The following is an 18,628-nucleotide window of genomic DNA, read 5'->3' on the forward strand; positions in this document are numbered from 1 at the left end:
TCCATCAAGTAGCTTCTGTCCAGGTATCCAGACAGATCATTTTCTTGCTTGGGCAAGAGATTTATAGCCAAGCGGTCAGCGGTTTTTTGCGCTCGCTGCCTTCATTTTTGAAAAGTTTATAAGGAGCCAGCTCATGGCCAAGCGAATTCTCGTCGTCACAAATATTGTTACCGATGCTCTTGCGCTTCAGGACGCGTTGCGCAAAGCCCATGACGGTCCTTACGAAACCCAGTTCGCCAGCAGTCTGTCAAATGCGCTTGAACAAGTGCAGCAAAAGCACATTGATGCAATTCTGGTTGATCTCTCTTTACCGGATAGTGAAGGCATTGCGACTTTCGAGGCCTTGTTTGCAGTTGCCTCCAAAATCCCCATACTCACACTCTGCGATGTTGATGACAGCCTGGCAGTCGAAGCGGTAGGACTGGGCGCGCAAGGTTATCTGACCAAGGGTCACTTCTCCAGTTATCTCGTGCCCCAGTCCTTGCGCAACATCATCCAGCGCAAAGCGGTTGAAGAAGCTGCTTATTTAGAAAAAGCAAGAGCAGAAATCACACTCAACTCGATCAGTGATGCTGTCATCGGCACGGACATGGCAGGTAATGTCGATTACCTCAATGTCGCAGCCGAGCACATGACGCTGTGGAAACGTGAAGAAGCACAAGGCCAGTCCATCAATCTTGTCATGCCTCTCATTCATAGCGAAAATAAACAAGCCAAGGCCAATCCCGTCATGCAGGTATTGCGACAGGATAAAGCCACAACCTTAACCCCAGGAACGATATTGCTCAGACGTGATGGCAGCGAAGTGGCAATTGAGGATTCGACGGCACCCATCCACGATTCTGATGGCAATATCGCTGGTGCAGTCATGGTATTTCATGACATTACGGCGACCCAGGCCATGGCAGTCAAAATGGCACATCTGGCGCAGCATGACTTCCTCACCAATCTGCCCAACCGCGCACTGCTGAATGACCGCATTGCTCAGGCAATCGGTCTGGCAAAACGCCGAGAAACACATCTGGCCATACTTTTTCTGGATCTGGATAATTTCAAGCATATCAATGACTCCCTGGGCCACGCCATCGGTGACATGCTATTGAAATCGGTCACCGAGCGGTTATGTGCTTGTGTGCGCAGTTCAGACACTGTGAGCCGCCAGGGCGGCGATGAATTCGTGATTCTGGTGACAGATGACAAGTCTGCCGAAAACGCGGCCTTTACCGCCGAGAAACTATTAAAATCACTCGCGACGCCTCACAGCATCAACAAGCATGAGCTGTATGTCACTACCAGCATAGGCATCAGTTCTTACCCTGCTGATGGTACGGATGCAGAGACTCTCATCAAGAATGCGGATACGGCCATGTATCAGGCCAAAGAAAGGGGGCGCAATAACTTCCAGTTCTTTAAACCGGAAATGAATGTACGTGCGGTGGAGCGGCAAGTCATAGAAGCAAATTTGCGACTGGCTCTGATACGCAATGAGTTCTCGCTACACTATCAACCCAAGATCAACCTGAAAAGCGGCGTCATCACTGGTGCAGAAGCCTTGCTACGCTGGACGCATCCACAATGGGGCATGGTACCGCCAATACGATTCATCGGTATAGCAGAAGACTGTGGCGTCATCATACCGATAGGCCGCTGGGTCTTGCGTGAAGCTTGTGCACAAACCAAACAATGGCAAGACGCGGGACTAACAATAGCGGCGATTTCAGTGAATATTTCTGCAGTTGAATTTCGTCGTCAGGATTTTGTGGAAGGCGTGCGGACGATACTTGAGGAGACTGGCCTGTCACCGAATTGCCTGCAACTGGAAATTACCGAAAGCGTCCTGATGCACAATGCCGAGAGTAGTGTCGCCATACTACAGCAATTGAAAGACATGGGGATACAATTGGCTGTCGATGATTTTGGCACGGGTTATTCGAGCCTGAGTTACCTGAATCAATTCCCGATAGATGTCCTGAAAATAGACCAGTCATTTGTACACGATATCGGTACTTCAAAAACCGATGGTGATGGTGTCATTGTCAGCGCCGTCATCGCAATGGGAAACAGCCTAAATCAAAAAGTCATTGCAGAAGGCATAGAGAAATATGGCCAGCTGTCTTTTTTAAAAGCACAGCATTGTGAAGAAGGGCAAGGCTACATTTTCAGCCGCCCTTTGGCGGCGGAACAATTTGCAAAAATGCTGCGGCTGGGCATCACGGCACATGCACCGATTCCTGTCCTGATGCCGGATTGAACCACACATTAACCTGATATATAGTTAGACGTATAATTATTAGCAATTGCTTGGAGCATGTATTGAAAATTTATGGATACAAGAATACAGAACTTACACCAGAAGACATAGTCCCTGATGAGCTGGCAGAAATCACACTGGCAGCCTCATCGCAAGAACTACGCAAGATAGCAAGCTTCATTCTTTCTGCGGCCGATGATATGGAACATGAAAACTCAAATTGGGAACACAGACATTTGTCAGATGTAGACAAGAGTTTTGAAGGGTCACCACAGTTCGTGGTGTACAGGTCAAATACGCAAAACTGAACTGCAATAAAGATAAAAAAAAACGGACATGCAAGCATGTCCGTTTTCATTTTGAACCAAACCGTTAATACTTATTCGTAATCGCTGACTGGTATGCAAGAGCAGAACAGATTGCGGTCACCATAGACATTGTCAGCACGGCCAACTGGCGCAAAATATTTATTCTTGCGCAGCGAAGCTACTGGATAAGCTGCCACTTCACGGCTGTAAGCATGTGACCACTCATTGGCAATCAGTACCTCCGCTGTATGTGGTGCATGTTTCAGCGGATTGTCTTTGGCATCAAATTCACCACTGGCTACCTTGGCGATTTCTTCGCGTATGCTGATCATGGCATCGATGAAGCGGTCGAGTTCAGCCTGGGATTCGCTTTCTGTCGGTTCTATCATCAAGGTGCCAGGCACAGGGAAGCTCATGGTCGGTGCATGGAAACCAAAGTCGATGAGGCGCTTGGCCACGTCTTCATTGGAAATGCCGGTGGCATCGGTCAATGGACGCAGATCCAGAATACACTCATGCGCAACCAGGCCATCATGACCGCTGTACAGCACAGGGTAATGCGGGGCCAGGCGTTTGGCGATGTAGTTCGCTGCCAGAATCGCTGTTTCTGTCGCTGCCTTCAAGCCTTCTGCACCCATCATGGCGATGTACATCCAAGAGATAGGCAAAATGCTGGCAGAGCCAAATGGTGCTGCGCTAACGGCAGAGATGCCATCTTCACCACGTACATAACCGGTGGATTTCTGGTTAGGCAAGAACTTCGCCAGATGCGCACCAACAGCAACCGGGCCTACGCCTGGGCCGCCACCGCCGTGAGGGATACAGAAAGTCTTGTGCAGGTTCAGATGGCTGACATCACCACCAAACTTGCCTGGTGCCGCAACGCCAACCAGTGCATTCATGTTCGCGCCGTCAACATAGACCTGGCCACCGTGGCTATGCACGATTTCGCACAGTTGCTGTATGCCTTCTTCAAACACACCATGCGTGGATGGATAAGTCACCATCGCTGCTGCCAGGTTGGCACTGTGTTTTTCTGCCTTGGCTTGCAGATCAGCCAGATCAACGTTGCCCTTGTCATCGCAAGCAACCACAACCACATCCATGCCTACCATGCTGGCGGATGCTGGATTGGTGCCGTGTGCAGAAGATGGGATCAGGCAGATATTGCGGTGTGCTTCACCACGGGACGCGTGGTAAGCCTGGATCACCAGCAAGCCAGCATATTCACCTTGCGAACCGGCATTTGGTTGCAGGGATACGGCGTCGTAGCCAGTTGCTGCGCACAACATGGCTTCGAGTTGAGCGATCATTTCGCGGTAACCGATGGTCTGGTCATTTGGCGCAAATGGATGGATGCTGGAGAATTCAGGCCAAGTGACCGGGATCATTTCGCTGGTGGCATTCAACTTCATCGTGCATGAACCCAGCGGTATCATGGTGCGGTCCAGCGCCAGATCTTTGTCAGCGAGGCTGCGCAGGTAACGCAGCATTTCATGTTCTGCGTGATAGCGGTTGAAGGTTGGGTGCGTCAGATAAGTCGTGCCACGTGTCAGTGCCGCAGGATAGGCATCATTGACGCCTGCTTCTATCGCTGCAAAATCTGGCGCTGTAGTTACGCCGCTTGCCTTGGCAAAAATCGCCCACAGGGCTTCAACATCGGCACGTGTCACTGTTTCATCCAGAGAAACGCCGACCTGTGTTGCGCTGATCTGGCGCAGGTTGTAGCCAGCAGCTTCAGCAGCCTGATGGTATGCCGCCGCATTGGCGACATTGACTGTCAGAGTGTCAAAATAAGTGGTGTTCGCGATAGTCAGACCTTGTTGCTTGAGGCCGCCAGCCAGAACACCAGTCAGACGGTGTACGCGCAAGGCGATCTGGCGCAAGCCTGCAGGGCCGTGATAAACAGCATACATGGAAGCAATCACTGCCAGCAACACCTGAGCGGTACAGATATTCGATGTGGCTTTTTCGCGGCGGATATGCTGTTCACGTGTTTGCAGGGCCAGGCGATAAGCCTTGTTACCTTGCGCATCAATCGTCACGCCAACCAGACGACCTGGCATGCTGCGTTTGAATGCATCGCGTGTACCCATATAACCTGCGTGCGGGCCACCAAAACCCAGCGGTACGCCAAAACGCTGGCTGTTACCAACAACAACGTCAGCACCCCACTCGCCTGGGGAAGCGATCAGTGTCAGTGCCAGCAAATCGGCAGCAGCGATAACCATTGCACCCTTGGCATGCAAGGCTGCCGCATATTCGCGGTAATCAACGATGGAACCATCAACGCCCGGGTATTGCAGCAAGACGCCAAAGCAATCATTGTCCAGCGCTTCATTACCAGCGCAGGTACGCACTTCTATGCCCAGCGGCTTGGCGCGGGTTTCTATGATTTCTCGGGTTTGTGGCAAGACATCGGCAGCGACATAAAACACATTGGATTTGGATTTGCCTACGCGCTGTATCAGCGTCATGGCTTCAGCTGCAGCCGTGCCTTCGTCAAGCATCGATGCATTGGCGATGTCCATGCCAGTCAGGTCAGTGATGACTTGCTGGAAGTTCAGGATTGCTTCCAGGCGGCCCTGGGAAATCTCTGGCTGGTATGGTGTGTAAGCGGTATACCAGCCAGGGTTTTCAAAGATATTGCGCAGGATAACGCCCGGCGTATGCGTGTTGTAATAACCCTGACCGATCAAAGACTTCAGTACACGGTTTTTTGACGCCAATGCCTTCAAGGTGGCCAGTGCTTCCTGTTCGGACTTGGCTTCTGTGAATTGCGCCAGTGGCAGCACATCGTGACGACGGATATTGGCCGGGACGATGGCATCAATCAGGGCTGTGCGGTCAGCATAGCCCAGGGTTTTCAGCATGGCGGCTTGTTCTGCTTCAGAAGGGCCGATATGGCGAGCGATGAAAGCGTCGTGCGCTTCCAGTTGGGTCAGTGAAGGACGGGTCATGGTATATGGGGTACAGAAGAGTAACGTGGAATATCAGGTGTAGCTATGCAGGGCAAACCGCATTCAGGCAAATCCATATTAAAAGAGGCAGCAACAAGGCCACCTCTTTTAATTACATCATCAAGCGATGTTCTTGGCGTAAGCTTCGGCAGTCAACAAAGCATCGACATCAGCAATATTTGCTGGTTTCAGTTTGAACAGCCATGCAGAAAAAGCGTCAGCATTGATGGACTCTGGTGCATCTGCCAGTTCTTCATTGATGGCGACAACTTCACCAGTCACTGGTGCATAGATATCGCCCGCTGCTTTGACGGATTCAACCACTGCGCAATCCTTGCCAGCTTCAAGTGCTGTGCCAACTTTAGGCAAGTCAACGAAAACGATATCGCCCAAAGCATCTTGAGCGAACTCAGTAATGCCGACAGTGATAGTACCGTCTGCTTCAGTGCGTACCCATTCGTGGGATGTCGTGTATTTCAGGTCTGCTGGTACGTTCATGATGGGCTCCAGATAAGTAAATTGTTTTAAATGATGGTCTTTAATAAGCAGGACAACTTGCTAATATAATTATGCAGCCAGGATTTTGCCGTTACGGACGAAAGGCAGCTTGACTACAGACGCCGCCAATTGCTTGTCACGGATAACAACATGCACAGTATCGCCTACAGACACGCCCATAGGCAAACGTGCCAGTGCAATTGCCTGTTCCATGGTCGGGCTGAAAGTACCGCTGGTGATTTCGCCTTCACCTTGTGCGCATACTACTTTTTGATGGGCGCGCAGGATGCCGCCTTTTTCACGCAGGATCAATCCCAGGAACTGGGCATTCTGGCCTTGTGTTTGCAGTGCTTGCTTGCCAACGAAATCACGTTCACTGACCAGGTCTATGGTCCATGCCAGGCCAGCATCGAGCGGGTTGACTGTTTCATCCATGTCCTGGCCATACAGATTCATGCCAGCTTCCAGACGCAGGGTGTCACGCGCACCAAGGCCAGCAGGTTTGACGCCTGCCGCTGCCAGGGCATTCCACAAATCCGTGACGCGGTCAGCAGAAACAGCGATCTCGAAACCGTCTTCACCGGTATAGCCAGTGCGTGCCACCATGACTTCACCAAAGGAAGTATCAGCCACGATAACGGCATTGAAGGGTTTGATCTCTGCACTGGCTGCCTTGGTTTCTGGCAAGACTTCCCATGCTTTGGCGCGGGCATTCGGGCCCTGCACTGCTACCAGGGCAAAGGCATTCGCGCCATCACGGCGCTGGGTAATAGTCAGGCCGCTATTGGTTTCTGCATTGCGGGCATTCATCCAGGCGATGTCTTTTTCTGCCGTGCCAGCATTGACGACGAGGCGGAACCAGTTTTCGTTGAAGAAATAAATGATGAGGTCGTCGATGACCGTGCCTTCAGGCTTCAGCATGCAGGAATACAGGGCCTTGCCCGCAACCTGCAATTTATCGACATTATTGGCAACCAGGCCACGCAGGAAGCTGCGGACATTCTCACCCTGCAAATCAACGACACACATATGGGATACATCAAACATGCCGCAATCAGTGCGCACTGCATGATGTTCTTCGATTTGGGAACCATAGTTGACAGGCATGTCCCAGCCGCCAAAATCAACCATTTTTGCACCAGCCGCACGATGGGCTGCATTGAGGGGAGTTGCCTTGAGTGATGTCGCTGCTTGCGTCATGAGTGCCTCATTACCAGATTGCCAGATTGAAGGGACGAACAAACGCATGCCGACGAATAACCGCCGCATGCGCTGAAATCGCATACCCCTCTGTCCTGGTACCTGAGAGATTACGGGAGCCATGTATGTTTGCTGCCCGCGCGCACCTTCGGTGGGTAGTACGGCGAATATTTATAAGAATAAACGTATCTGCCGCTACCGCTCTCCAGAGTTGGGGCAACTTTTAACTACCCCGTTGATCGGTCCTTTTGCCTGAGAGTTTTTTGGGTATTAGCCCCTTCGGCGGCGACTTTCGTCACGCTCTCCCGATCAAGTAGCGCGATTATATAAGGCTTGCAAGGGCTTGGATAGTTGAGCGTGGAAATATTTACACAAAAGCCTATGGAATAGTTAAAAAATGAATAAAACGACAAGTAACGACAAATATAGCAAGTTTGCGAGCAACAAAACCACTTATGCAACTTACTTGAAACTTACGCGAAACTTACTATGACAGCCTGACAAACAAAACCGCAATCAACCAGACCACTACCTGTTTTGACGCTCATCTCTGTATTAATTTGTAACTATTGTTTGAAGAGGAAACAATCACGAGAATGATCAGCATCCCTTGTTACTCTAGGTTCGCATTTTATTTCTATAGTGCAAATATTCGCTTCACCAAATTGAAAGCCAACCCGGATTTCTTGATTCAAAAGAGATCAGTTGTGCAGATGTTTTGGTAAGCGAATTTTTTTTAACTAACGAAACAAAAACCCGGAGGGAAAATGAATAACAAGAAATTGAAATTGATCGCCTTTGCCATCATTGCAGCGTCTGGCAGTGCAGCTAATGTTTTTGCAGCAGACTGGCCCTCGGGCTTTTCTAAATGTGCCGATGAAGGCGGCACCTGCAAAGTAGGCGACAAAGCACTGCAGGTATCATTTGGATTGAAAGATAAATGGGTCATCAAATCCCTGTCGGGTAATGTCAGTTGTACAGCAGCCACCTTTGGCGTGGCAGCAACAGCCGACACCAAAGAAAATGTGCCGTTGGCCCAGCTGGCACGCCAGATACTGGCGGCGGCAGTGGCTCAAATGATGGCTCAGGTTCAGGCACTGGCACAGGAACCGCGCCAGCCGGACACAGTGGCGGCTTTGCCGGGCTGGTCACTGGTGGTGGTACAGTTGCCGCTGTAGCAGTCACGACTGCGGCACAAATGCAGGCAGCAATTGATGCCTACAATGGCACTGGTGGCCTGGTGATACGCTATAACGGCATGTTTGATTTCCGCACTATTCCTGATGCATGCACACAATGGAAAAAAGCCAAAGGTGCGATAGTCGAAATCAAGAATAAGGGCAATATCACGATAGAAGGCAGCAATGGCTCTGCGGCCAATTTTGGTATTGCCGTCAAGGGTGGCGCGACCAATGTGATTATTCGCAATATGACCATAGGCCTGCTGCCTGGCTCTATCGATGCCATAGGCATTGAAGGCCAGAGCGGCAAATTCCCTGGCTATGTCTGGATAGACCACAACACCCTGTTCAGCTCACTTGCCGAATGCCCGGGCGCGGGTGACCTGGAGTTTGATGGCCTGGTGGATAACAAGGCAGGTGCGCATCACATCACCTACTCTTATAACTACATCCATGATCATCACAAAGTAGGCCTGATCGGTTCTAGCGACAGCGATGCAAGTGACCGCTACATCACCTTCCATCACAATTATTATAAAAACGTAGGCTCACGCCTGCCCCTGCAGCGTGGTGGTTATACCCATATCTATAATAATCTGTATAGCGATATCAAAACCTCGGGCATCAATGTGCGCATGCAGGGCTATTCCCTGATCGAAAGCAATTACTTCGAAAATTCACAAAACCCCGTCACCTCACGCGACAGTGATGTGCTTGGCTATTGGGAATTGCGCAACAATAATATCAAGACGCCTGCCGACTTCAACACTTATGGCATCAATTGGGTAGCGAGTGATTCCAAGCCCAGCCGTGATGCAACAGACTGGGTAACGACATCGCATTTACCAGTTGGCATACCGTATAGCTATACACCAGATGCACCTGCCTGTCTCAAGCAAAAACTGCCTGCGGTCGCGGGTGCTGGCACTTCTCTGGCAAAACTGAGTTGTAAATAAATCTGACTATATCTTGATTAAGTCTGATTAAGTCCGATTGAGTCGGCACCTACTGGGCGGCAATCATGCCGTCCAGTTTTTTGTCTAATCATGACGACGATGTTCCTGATTGAGTAAAGGAAGATAAAGCGTAGCCGCACCTCGCCCTGCATAAAATTCTTTCAACTGCCTCAGTTCTGAAAGATAGCGACTCCAGAATGAATTCCATTTCTTGATTTTTCTGGGAGAAGGCACACGCAGCTTCCAGTGCACACAAATGCTCTCCTTGCCACAATGCGGACAAAAAAAGGCCGGAATATTCTGATCCTTGCGCTGCAACTTCTTACAGTCAAGACAGGCAAAAGTACGATTACTCATTATTTTTAAAAACCGTCAAAAAAACATTTCAAATAGTATTGTTGAGGCTTTTGATTTCATTAATTATTTCGCTCTTAATGTCAGCGTACTAGTAGCGTGAGCAGCAACATCCTTATCACTCAAATACTGCGGCACATAAGTCCCAGCCGCAAAGCCTTTGGCCTGATCATTGTAATGCGCATCAAACAACACCCCGCTCTGCCCTACCGGGTTGATACCTAAAGCTTTTGAGGCATCGGCAAAATCGATCAGGCGCCGTGTCGATGGGCCATATACCACATCCCATGGTGCAGGACCTATTGCTGCCGCCAGATTATTTGGCACTTCACGCCCGCCAGCAACTTCAAACGGGCCGATGTTGAATATCTTGTCCAGCGGCTTTTGTTGGGAAAGCGGATGCTTGTGTGTCAGGGTGTGTGCCTTGGCCCAGGTCCATTGCTTGCTGTCGGTACCAAACGTCTTTTGCAGATGTGCGATGCTGTCGCGCCAGGCCAGTGCCAGGATATCGTCGCGAGTTTCTATCGATGCTGTTGAACGATTATCCCACCACGGAGAATTCGCGTCTGCCAACAGGCGTGGCAAAGCATCATCGAGTGCGCGGGTACGCAAGAGATTCTTGAACTGGACTTCGCCCACTTCATCTGCCATTGCCGCATAGATGATCTGGTACAGCAATTGGCTGAAGATGGTGGGTGCTGTGCTATTCGCCTGGTAGCTGCCATCCCATTTTTCCAGTTGTTCCAGCAGTCGCTTGCCATCTGCATCCTTTACTTGCTTGCGCAAAATCGGCAATATGGATGGCAAAATCTGCGCAGCATAAGCTGTCTTGTTATCAAGCTGTAGCGCCTGGCTGTTTTTGGTATTCCACTTGACGCCTGGTTGCGAAAGCACGGCTTCAAGACGTCGCGCACGCTCCTTCAGATTGTAATAACCTGGGATGGCAAAATCAGCTGATGGCAAAGGCTGCTGGTTGGCAGAGACGATAAACCCACGGGCAGGATTGACTTCATGCGGGTTATCGGCAAAATCAGTAAAGCCGGGTTTATCAGCTTCTGCCGTACTGCCATCAAGGATGAAGGCCGGATTCACATCAGTTGGCCGCTTGACCAGTTTCGCCGCCGCCCACCAGGCGATATCGCCTTGCGCATTTGCCCAGACCACATTCAAGCCAGGCGCATGGATATTGCTGGCAGCATGGGCCGCGATGTCTTTTGTGCTGGCACGGTTCAATTCATAAAAGGCATCAAGCACGGGGTTTTCAGTTTCCAGAAATGCCCACCACATGGCGATGGGTTTGGCCGTCATATCGTCACCCCAGGCCTGACGGAAGGCATCGCTGATGATGGGACCATGAGGAGATGTCCGCAATTGCAGTTTAACTGCTGTTGCGCCTTTGACCTTGATGACTTCTTCGCGGCTCTGCATATCCACCCATTGCCCCTTGACCCAGACTTGATTGGGATTTTGCGGGTTGATTTTTTCAGCAATAAAATCAACATCATCATTCTGGAACATGGTCAGCGTCCAGCCAAAGTTCTGGTTATGGCCGAGTAAAGCAAAGGGATTGAGCGCCTGGTGATGACCATATAATTCAAAGCCCGGCATTTTGAGATGGGCTTCATACCAGACTGCGGGTGCCGAGTAAGCGATGTGCGGATCACCTGCCAGCAGGGGTTTGCCACTCGCAGTATTTTTGCCAGCGACTACCCAGGCATTGCTACCCTCGAACTGTGGCAAGCCAAATTCTTCCATGACTTGTTGGCTCGTCGTTGCGATGCGGTTCATCCTGTCCCAGTCTGCCGCGCTCAATTGCAGAGGCTTGATGACGCCCTCGGGGTGCCAGGAAAAATCAAAAATACGCAGATAATCTGCACCCAGCTTGTCACGTATCTGCGTCAATACTGGCTCCGAACGGAAAGCCGCAGCAAAGCTGTAAGCCATGTAACCAGATACAGCAACTGTATCTTCTGCAGTGAATGGCCGCTTCGGTATGCCCAGCAATTCAAATTCCAGCGGCACTGCGTGGGTGGCCTGATACTGGTTGATACCATCAAGGTAGGCATTCAGGGCTTTGACTGCGGCGGAACTTTTATCAAGTCTGGCCGCATAATCAGCCGCGTGTTTGCGCAAACCCAGGGTGCGGAACAAGCGGTCGGTATCCAGCAGTTTGGGGCCAAGAATTTCAGCCAGTTCGCCTTTAGCGAGGCGGCGCACCATTTCCATTTGAAACAGCCTGTCCTGCGCATGCACATAACCCAGGGCACGATATAAGTCTGCTTCGTTCCTGGCTTCGATATGCGGCACACCGCGCTCGTCATATTGCACCGTCACTTCAGCTTGCAAACCCGTGAGCACCTGATTACCTGAGCGCTGCACGCGCTTGCCATACAGATGAACAGCGGCTGCGGTGATAGTGATCAACAGCAGACCAAGCAATACAAGCAGACTCCATTTCAGCAGGCGTTTCATTCGTTCGCTCTCAATGTGGCATAGTGATCAGATTCTACACTCAGTAGCAAGAGTCGCGCTCAAGAGTGCAACAAACCCAAATATTATCAATAGTTCATCACCAGAAAAAGAGCGCTATGGACTATTGATTTTGGCTCACCTATCATCATCTATACGTTTTGCTATTTGCTTAGCCCACGCTTGCCCACTATTCTGGACTGCGCATGACCACTTCCCCCTCAACATCCCCCTCCACAGCACAAGCCGCCACTGAAATTTCCCAGCGCAGCAGTTTACAAACGCTGAAAGGTTTATTGCCTTTCCTTACGCCCTACAAGATGCAATTTGTATTGGCAGGTATTGCCTTGCTGGTGGCAGCCGGTGCCACATTGGCAATACCTTACGCTTTTCGCCAGATGATAGACCTGGGTTTTGGTGGCGGCGACCACAGTATCAAGCATGTAGACCTGACCTTCATCGCTCTGTTTGGTGTGGCCTGTGTGCTGGGCATAGCCACCGCGGCGCGATTTTATATGGTGTCCTGGCTAGGTGAAAGAGTGACGGCAGATATACGCAATGCCGTGTATTCGCATGTGGTCACGCAGAGCCCTGAATTTTTTGAAACCACGCAAACAGGTGAAGTGCTGTCACGCCTGACTACCGATACCACCCTGATACAAACCGTAGTGGGCACCAGCATCTCCATGGCTTTGCGTAATTTCCTGCTTTTCCTTGGCGGCCTGGTGATGCTGTTTATTACCAGCCCTAAACTGTCATCCATCATCATCGTCATGCTGGCGGTAGTGGTCTTGCCTATCATTTTATTTGGCCGTCGTGTGCGCACGCTTTCGCGTGATTCGCAAGACAGGATTGCTGATGCCTCAGCAATCGCTGGTGAAATCCTGAACGCCATGCCAACTGTGCAGGCATTCACCCATGAGCAGATGGAAGCCCAGCGCTTCTCTGGTTCGGTCGAAGGCGCATTCAAAACTGCCATGCGCCGCATACGCGCCCGTTCACTGCTGACAGTCATGGCCATTCTGCTGATCTTTGGCGCTATCGTCTTTGTATTGTGGCTGGGTGCCCATGCCGTCATGCAAGGCCGCATGAGTGGTGGTGAGCTGGGTCAGTTTATTTTGTATGCATCCATCGTAGCGGGTGCTGTTGGTGCTTTGTCTGAAGTCATGGGCGATGCCCAGCGTGCAGCAGGTGCAACCGAGCGCCTGCTGGAATTGATCGAGGTCAAATCACCAATACAAAATCCAGTAAAAGCACTGAGCTTGCCTACCCGTGCCGAGCATGACCCCAGAGGCGCGTCACTGTCATTGCAGGGCCTTGAGTTTCATTACCCTTCACGCCCCAACACGGCAGCCTTGTTGAATCTGAACCTGGATATACAGCCTGGAGAAACTGTCGCCATTGTTGGTTCTTCCGGTGCGGGCAAGACTACCTTGTTCCAGATGCTCTTACGTTTTTATGATCCGCAGCAGGGCAGGATCACACTCGACGGTATCAATATCCGCGAACTGAATTTACATGAACTGCGTGGCGCGATAGGCGTGGTGCCGCAGGATACCGTCATCTTCTCAGCCAATGCCATGGAAAACATACGCTATGGCCGCGCCGATGCCAGTGATGCAGAAGTGATAGCGGCAGCGAAAATGGCAGCCGCGCATGAATTCATAGAAAGACTGCCGGAAGGCTATCAATCCTTTCTCGGTGAGCGTGGCGTGCGACTGTCTGGCGGACAAAAACAAAGGATAGCCATTGCCCGCGCTCTGCTGAAAAACCCGCCACTGCTGTTGCTGGATGAAGCCACCAGCGCCCTCGATGCAGAATCAGAACGCCTGGTGCAAGGCGCACTGGAAGTAGCGATGCAGGGCCGCACTACCCTGATCATTGCGCACAGGTTGGCCACCGTACAGCGCGCCAACCGTATCATCGTCATGGAACATGGCCGCATTGTGGAAACCGGCACTCACTCCTCGTTGGTAGAGCAAGGTGGGGTTTATGCAAAACTGGCGGCATTGCAGTTTGATTTACACAGGAATGAAGAATAGATCTTGGCACAAAATAATGTGGCAAAATAACCAACTCATCAATAACATATCCAAAGGAGACCATGATGATAGGCTACATTACCCTGGGCACCAATGATGTCAAGCGTGCCGCCGCTTTTTACGATGCGCTGCTGGCAGAAATAGGTGCCAAACGCACTATGGAATCAGAAGGTTTCGTCGCCTGGGGAGTCAGCCCCAAACATCCCGCACTGGGCATAATCACGCCATTTAATGGCGAACCAGCGACAGTGGGTAATGGCAGTATGGCGGCCCTCGTCGTCAAAACCAAAGAACAGGTGCAAGCCCTATATAACAAGGCCATTGAACTGGGTGGCAAAGATGAGGGTGGACCAGGCCCAAGAGGTGACAGCGGTTTTTACGCTGCTTATTTCCGCGACCTGGATGGCAATAAATTGAATGCATTTTGCATGGGTGGCTAAAGCCTCAGCTGGCTCTTGCTATTCCCCTTGAATTGCAAGAGTCAGGCGGGCTTCAATCCTTTTCAGCCTCCAGCGTAGCAGCGACAGCGCCCAGGATGCGCCGGGAAAAATTTTCATCTTCCGCCACACGCGCCAGCACGACTGCTCCTACCATACTGGCCAAAGCCAGCATGGCCCTGTCTTCTCTTTTCTCTCTCGTTTCGCCAGGTAGCAAATCTGCCAGCACGACCATCAAGTCATGCGCGCCTTTGTCGGCAGCTTTGCGCACTGTCTCATTTTGCCTGGCCATGTCTGACCCCAGAGCTGCGAGGGCACAGCCCCTGCCCGGCTTGTCCCTGTGCGCAGGAGACAGATAATCATTAGCGATGCGTGACAGCGCGGTATCCGGGGATTCTGTCTGCCACTTCTTCCAACGCTCTGCAGAGCGGCCCAGACTCAGTGCGCAGGTTTGCGCAATCAGGTCTTCTTTGGAAGAAAAGTTTCCATAAAAGCCACCATGGGTCAGGCCCGCGCCCTTCATCAGATCAACCACGCTGACACCATCATAGCCGCGCTCACGGAATAGCTGCGAAGCCACATCCAAAATGCGTTGCCGATTTTCATTTGCCTGCTCTCTGCTGACTTTCATGGCACTACTCCATCGATAAATTCTCTTGACATTATAGATTACAAACGTAATATATACAATCATGATGATCATCATTTAAAATCAAATCTGCCCTTTCATTCACGGAAAACGATATGGATACCAGGAACAATCTATTACACAAATACCCTGCCATCTGGCTGGTCCTGCTAGGCACTGCTGGCACGTTTGCCCTGACCATGGGGGCACGGCAAAGCATGGGCTTGTTTCTTAGCCCGATGAATACTGCCACTGGCCTGGGCGTAGGCAATATCAGCCTGGCTTTCGCCTTTGGGCAATTGTGGTGGGGTCTGACGCAGCCATTTGCGGGCGCCTTTGCTGACAAGATGGGTGCTGGCCGTGTCTTGTGCGTAGGTATCATTCTGGTGGCCGTGGGCACTTTCATCACGCCGCTGATGACAACAACGGCTGGCCTGATCTTTGCCATAGGCATGCTCGCAGCAGGTGGCGCTGGCATGGCCGGGCCAGCGGTACTGATGGCAACTGCCACCCGCATGATCCCTGCAGAAAAGCGTGGTATTGCTACTGGCATCGTCAATGCTGGTGGCTCTTTTGGCCAGTTTTTGATGGCACCAATCGCCATCACGCTCATGGGTTGGTATGGCTGGAATAATGCGATGCAGATCATGGGCATTCTGGTTTTGCTGGCCCTGCCCGCTGCCTATCTGTTGCGCGGCAAACCTGTACAAGCTGCCAGTACCGGACAGGCACCTGTCAGCACATCCAAAGCCATCTCCATCGCCCTGAAAAACCCCAGTTACCTGATGCTGGCGGCAGGTTTTTTTGTGTGCGGCTTCCACGTGGCTTTTCTGGCCACCCATTTGCCGGGTGTGATCAGCCTGTGTGGCTTGCCTGCAGAGTTTGGTGGCTGGGCGCTGGCCATGCTTGGTCTGTTCAACATCATAGGCAGCATTTCCATGGGCTGGGCAGTTGGCAAGTGGCGCATGAAGTCCCTGCTATCATTGCTGTATGCGACACGTGCCATTGCGATCATCCTGTTTTTGCTGGCACCAAAAAACGGTACTGTCGTATTGATATTTGCCGCTGTTATGGGGCTGACGTTCTTATCGACGGTACCACCGACCGCCGGCCTGGTAGCGAAGTTGTTCGGGCCAGCCAATATGGCCAGCCTGTTTGGCATCGTCATGCTGACACATCAACTCGGTGGATTCCTGGGTGTCTGGCTGGGTGGCAAGGTGCTGGAGGCAAATGGGAATTTCAATTTGCTCTGGTATATCGATATCACCCTGGCAGTCGCTGCTGCCCTGGTGCACTTGCCTATACACGAAAAACAATTGCAACTGCAGGCGGCCTGAACCGCACTGCAGCCCTCATGAAAGCAAGGTTTATTTAGTGGCTGAATAAATCTGCTTGCCAGCCACCCAGGTTTGCAAGACCTTGATCTTGTAAATATCGGCGGCGGGCATATTCAGCATATCCTGGTCGATGAGAATAAAGTCTGCCCACTTGCCAGCTTCCAGTGTGCCAAGCGTACTTTCCTGATGCGCTGCATAGGCGGCATCAATAGTGAAGCAGCGCAAGGCTTCCTGCACCGTCATGGCTTGATTGGCATACCAGCCTTGCGCAGGCTTGCCCGCCATGTCCTGACGGGTGACGGCTGCATGCACACCCCAGAATGGATTGGGCGATTCTATCGGGAAGTCCGAACCACAGGCGATGCGTGAGCCCTGCTGCAAGAAACTGCGCCACGCATAAGCACCCTTGATGCGCTCAGCCCCTACTCTGTCCTCGGCCATATTCATGTCTGATGTCGCATGAGTAGGCTGCATGGAGGGCAAGATACCCAGTTGTTTGAAGCGTGGAATATCCTCCAGCGCCACGACCTGGGCATGCTCTATACGGTGACGCAAGTTGGCAGATGCTGATGCTGGCAAGCGGGCAAAGCCGTCCAGTATCTGGCGATTACCTGCATCACCAATCGCATGCACATTCACCTGATAGCCCTTGCTGGCGGCTTTTTCTATCATCGCGTACATCTCATCGGCAGTCTTGAACAGCAGACCATGTGTATGCGGCGCATCTGAATATGGTGCCATCAAGGCCGCGCCACGGCTGCCGAGTGCGCCATCAGCAAACAGCTTTACCGCACGCAGAGAGTAAAAGTCATGCCCATAAGTGAGCAAAGGACCTTGCTGCGAAACTTTGTCGAAAAAACCATCGGTACCACGCACCATGCCATAGATGCGCGTCGTCAATTTGCCCTGATCTGCATATTCTCGGAATAATTTGTCAGCAGGTTCTGAAACACCGGCATCATGCACGCTGGTGACGCCGACCTTGGCCAGCTCCAGCAAGGCCAGGTCCAGGGCTGCCCTTTGCTCGGCACTCGACGCAGGCGGTACCACCTTATCAACCAGGCGCATGGCCGCATCGACGAGGATGCCGGTAGGCTTGCCCTGGGCATCTTTTTCTATCTTGCCACCGGCAGGGTCAGGGGTATTTTCTGTAATACCGGCCAGTTGCAAGGCCTTGCTATTGGCCCAACCGGCATGGCCATCTACCCGCGACAACCAGACCGGGCGTTCTTTGACAACCGCATCTATCTCTTGCGCAGTGGGAAAGCGGCCCAGCTTCCAGTTTGCCTGATTCCACTCGCCACCCATGATCCACTGATTCAAAGGAAAGCGGCTTGCATAATCAGCAATAGCCTTTTGCGCTTCTGCCAGATTGGCAGTAGCGCGCAAACTGAGTTGCATCTGACTTGCACCGAGGCTCAATACATGACCATGTGCATCTATCATGCCTGGCAACAGGGTTTTACTGCCGCCATTGATATGCCTGGCCTTGGGTAATCTGGTGACCAGCTCTTTAGCCTTACCGATTCCAATTACTTTGCCCGCATCATCAAAAGCCAGCGACTCAAAGTGCAGCAGCTTCCCCTCCTGATTCAGGGTGTAGCCACGGACATTATCGATAATTGTGTCGGCCGCTGCCAGACCTGTGCTCATGATGGCAATTGCCAATATCAAGGGTTTCAATGTGCTTTGCATAGACCACGTCCAGATTGAATAGATACGCCGATGAGGATGTGTATTGTATTTCAATATTCTTTGGCAACAAGTGTTTTAAAGCTGCCCCTATATTTCCTTGTCATATAAATTAAAACCGGGAATCAGCGCCAGAAAAATTACAACAAAAGATGAAATTAGGGATATTTAATTGCACGTAAAGCGATATTGGTCGGAATTTACAGATTTTCCACTCAGGAAAAAGTGAAATCTGAAGGCATCCCCATGTAACAGATGTAAAACTTGTCATTCAACTGACATTTTTCTTGACGCTGCAAACTGCACTTGCGTACA

14 protein-coding genes and 2 riboswitches are annotated in these 18,628 nt (G+C 51.3%); of the genes, 7 read left to right on the forward strand and 7 right to left on the reverse strand.

Annotation, left to right across the window (positions count from 1 at the left end; genetic code table 11):
• Window positions 1-133 precede the first annotated feature (133 nt).
• The gene (locus tag UNDYM_RS16350) at window positions 134-2,251 is read left to right on the forward strand and encodes a bifunctional diguanylate cyclase/phosphodiesterase (protein ID WP_162041976.1); all 2,118 of its coding nucleotides are present in this window, start codon (window positions 134-136) and stop codon (window positions 2,249-2,251) included.
• Window positions 2,252-2,313: 62 nt separating this feature from the next.
• Window positions 2,314-2,559 (forward strand): hypothetical protein, encoded by a 246-nt coding sequence (locus UNDYM_RS16355; RefSeq protein WP_162041977.1) that lies wholly within the window; start codon window positions 2,314-2,316, stop codon window positions 2,557-2,559.
• 71 nt (window positions 2,560-2,630) lie between these two features.
• Here UNDYM_RS16355 and gcvP read toward each other — a convergent pair whose 3' ends face one another.
• The 3 genes from gcvP to gcvT all read right to left on the reverse strand — a co-directional run bounded on the left by gcvP (window position 2,631) and on the right by gcvT (window position 7,217).
• On the reverse strand, window positions 2,631-5,519 hold the full coding sequence (gene gcvP, locus UNDYM_RS16360; RefSeq protein WP_162041978.1) for an aminomethyl-transferring glycine dehydrogenase: 2,889 nt from the start codon (window positions 5,517-5,519) through the stop codon (window positions 2,631-2,633).
• 120 nt (window positions 5,520-5,639) lie between these two features.
• On the reverse strand, window positions 5,640-6,017 hold the full coding sequence (gcvH, locus tag UNDYM_RS16365) for a glycine cleavage system protein GcvH (protein WP_162041979.1): 378 nt from the start codon (window positions 6,015-6,017) through the stop codon (window positions 5,640-5,642).
• A gap of 69 nt (window positions 6,018-6,086) precedes the next feature.
• A complete protein-coding gene (gene gcvT / locus UNDYM_RS16370) occupies window positions 6,087-7,217 on the reverse strand; it encodes a glycine cleavage system aminomethyltransferase GcvT (RefSeq protein WP_162044657.1) in 1,131 nt (376 codons plus the stop codon).
• A gap of 80 nt (window positions 7,218-7,297) precedes the next feature.
• A riboswitch (glycine riboswitch) is annotated at window positions 7,298-7,436 on the reverse strand.
• Window positions 7,437-7,447: 11 nt separating this feature from the next.
• Window positions 7,448-7,535, reverse strand: a riboswitch (glycine riboswitch).
• A 449-nt stretch (window positions 7,536-7,984) separates the two neighbouring features.
• Here gcvT and UNDYM_RS16375 point away from each other — a divergent pair.
• Both UNDYM_RS16375 and UNDYM_RS16380 read left to right on the forward strand, forming a co-directional pair.
• Window positions 7,985-8,395: a hypothetical protein gene (locus UNDYM_RS16375; RefSeq protein WP_162041980.1), complete on the forward strand. Its 411-nt coding sequence runs from the start codon at window positions 7,985-7,987 to the stop codon at window positions 8,393-8,395.
• Window positions 8,396-8,415: 20 nt separating this feature from the next.
• Window positions 8,416-9,354, forward strand: coding sequence for a polysaccharide lyase family 1 protein (locus UNDYM_RS16380; protein WP_162041981.1), 939 nt, complete (start codon window positions 8,416-8,418; stop codon window positions 9,352-9,354).
• Window positions 9,355-9,438: 84 nt separating this feature from the next.
• Here the strand turns inward: UNDYM_RS16380 and UNDYM_RS16385 are convergent, their stop codons facing one another.
• On the reverse strand, window positions 9,439-9,711 hold the full coding sequence (locus tag UNDYM_RS16385) for a hypothetical protein (RefSeq protein ID WP_162041982.1): 273 nt from the start codon (window positions 9,709-9,711) through the stop codon (window positions 9,439-9,441).
• Between the two features lie 63 nt (window positions 9,712-9,774).
• Window positions 9,775-12,180 (reverse strand): penicillin acylase family protein, encoded by a 2,406-nt coding sequence (locus UNDYM_RS16390; protein WP_162041983.1) that lies wholly within the window; start codon window positions 12,178-12,180, stop codon window positions 9,775-9,777.
• A 203-nt stretch (window positions 12,181-12,383) separates the two neighbouring features.
• On the opposite strand from UNDYM_RS16390, the gene UNDYM_RS16395 reads away from it, so the two are divergent.
• Together UNDYM_RS16395 and UNDYM_RS16400 are read left to right on the forward strand one after the other, a co-directional pair.
• Entirely contained in the window at window positions 12,384-14,219 is a 1,836-nt protein-coding gene (locus UNDYM_RS16395) for an ABC transporter transmembrane domain-containing protein (protein ID WP_162041984.1), read from the forward strand.
• Between the two features lie 65 nt (window positions 14,220-14,284).
• Window positions 14,285-14,659 carry a VOC family protein gene (locus UNDYM_RS16400; RefSeq protein ID WP_162041985.1) on the forward strand — a complete coding sequence of 125 codons (375 nt, stop codon included), beginning with the start codon at window positions 14,285-14,287 and terminating at the stop codon, window positions 14,657-14,659.
• A gap of 52 nt (window positions 14,660-14,711) precedes the next feature.
• Here UNDYM_RS16400 and UNDYM_RS16405 read toward each other — a convergent pair whose 3' ends face one another.
• A complete protein-coding gene (locus tag UNDYM_RS16405) occupies window positions 14,712-15,287 on the reverse strand; it encodes a TetR/AcrR family transcriptional regulator (RefSeq protein WP_162041986.1) in 576 nt (191 codons plus the stop codon).
• A gap of 113 nt (window positions 15,288-15,400) precedes the next feature.
• Between UNDYM_RS16405 and UNDYM_RS16410 the strand changes: the two genes are divergently transcribed.
• On the forward strand, window positions 15,401-16,621 hold the full coding sequence (locus UNDYM_RS16410) for an MFS transporter (RefSeq protein ID WP_162041987.1): 1,221 nt from the start codon (window positions 15,401-15,403) through the stop codon (window positions 16,619-16,621).
• A 30-nt stretch (window positions 16,622-16,651) separates the two neighbouring features.
• Here the strand turns inward: UNDYM_RS16410 and UNDYM_RS16415 are convergent, their stop codons facing one another.
• Window positions 16,652-18,316 (reverse strand): amidohydrolase, encoded by a 1,665-nt coding sequence (locus UNDYM_RS16415; RefSeq protein WP_162041988.1) that lies wholly within the window; start codon window positions 18,314-18,316, stop codon window positions 16,652-16,654.
• Between the last annotated feature and the right edge of the window lie 312 nt (window positions 18,317-18,628).

Origin of the sequence: Undibacterium sp. YM2 (assembly GCF_009937975.1) — a bacterium.
Classification (GTDB): Bacteria; Pseudomonadota; Gammaproteobacteria; order Burkholderiales; family Burkholderiaceae_D; genus Undibacterium.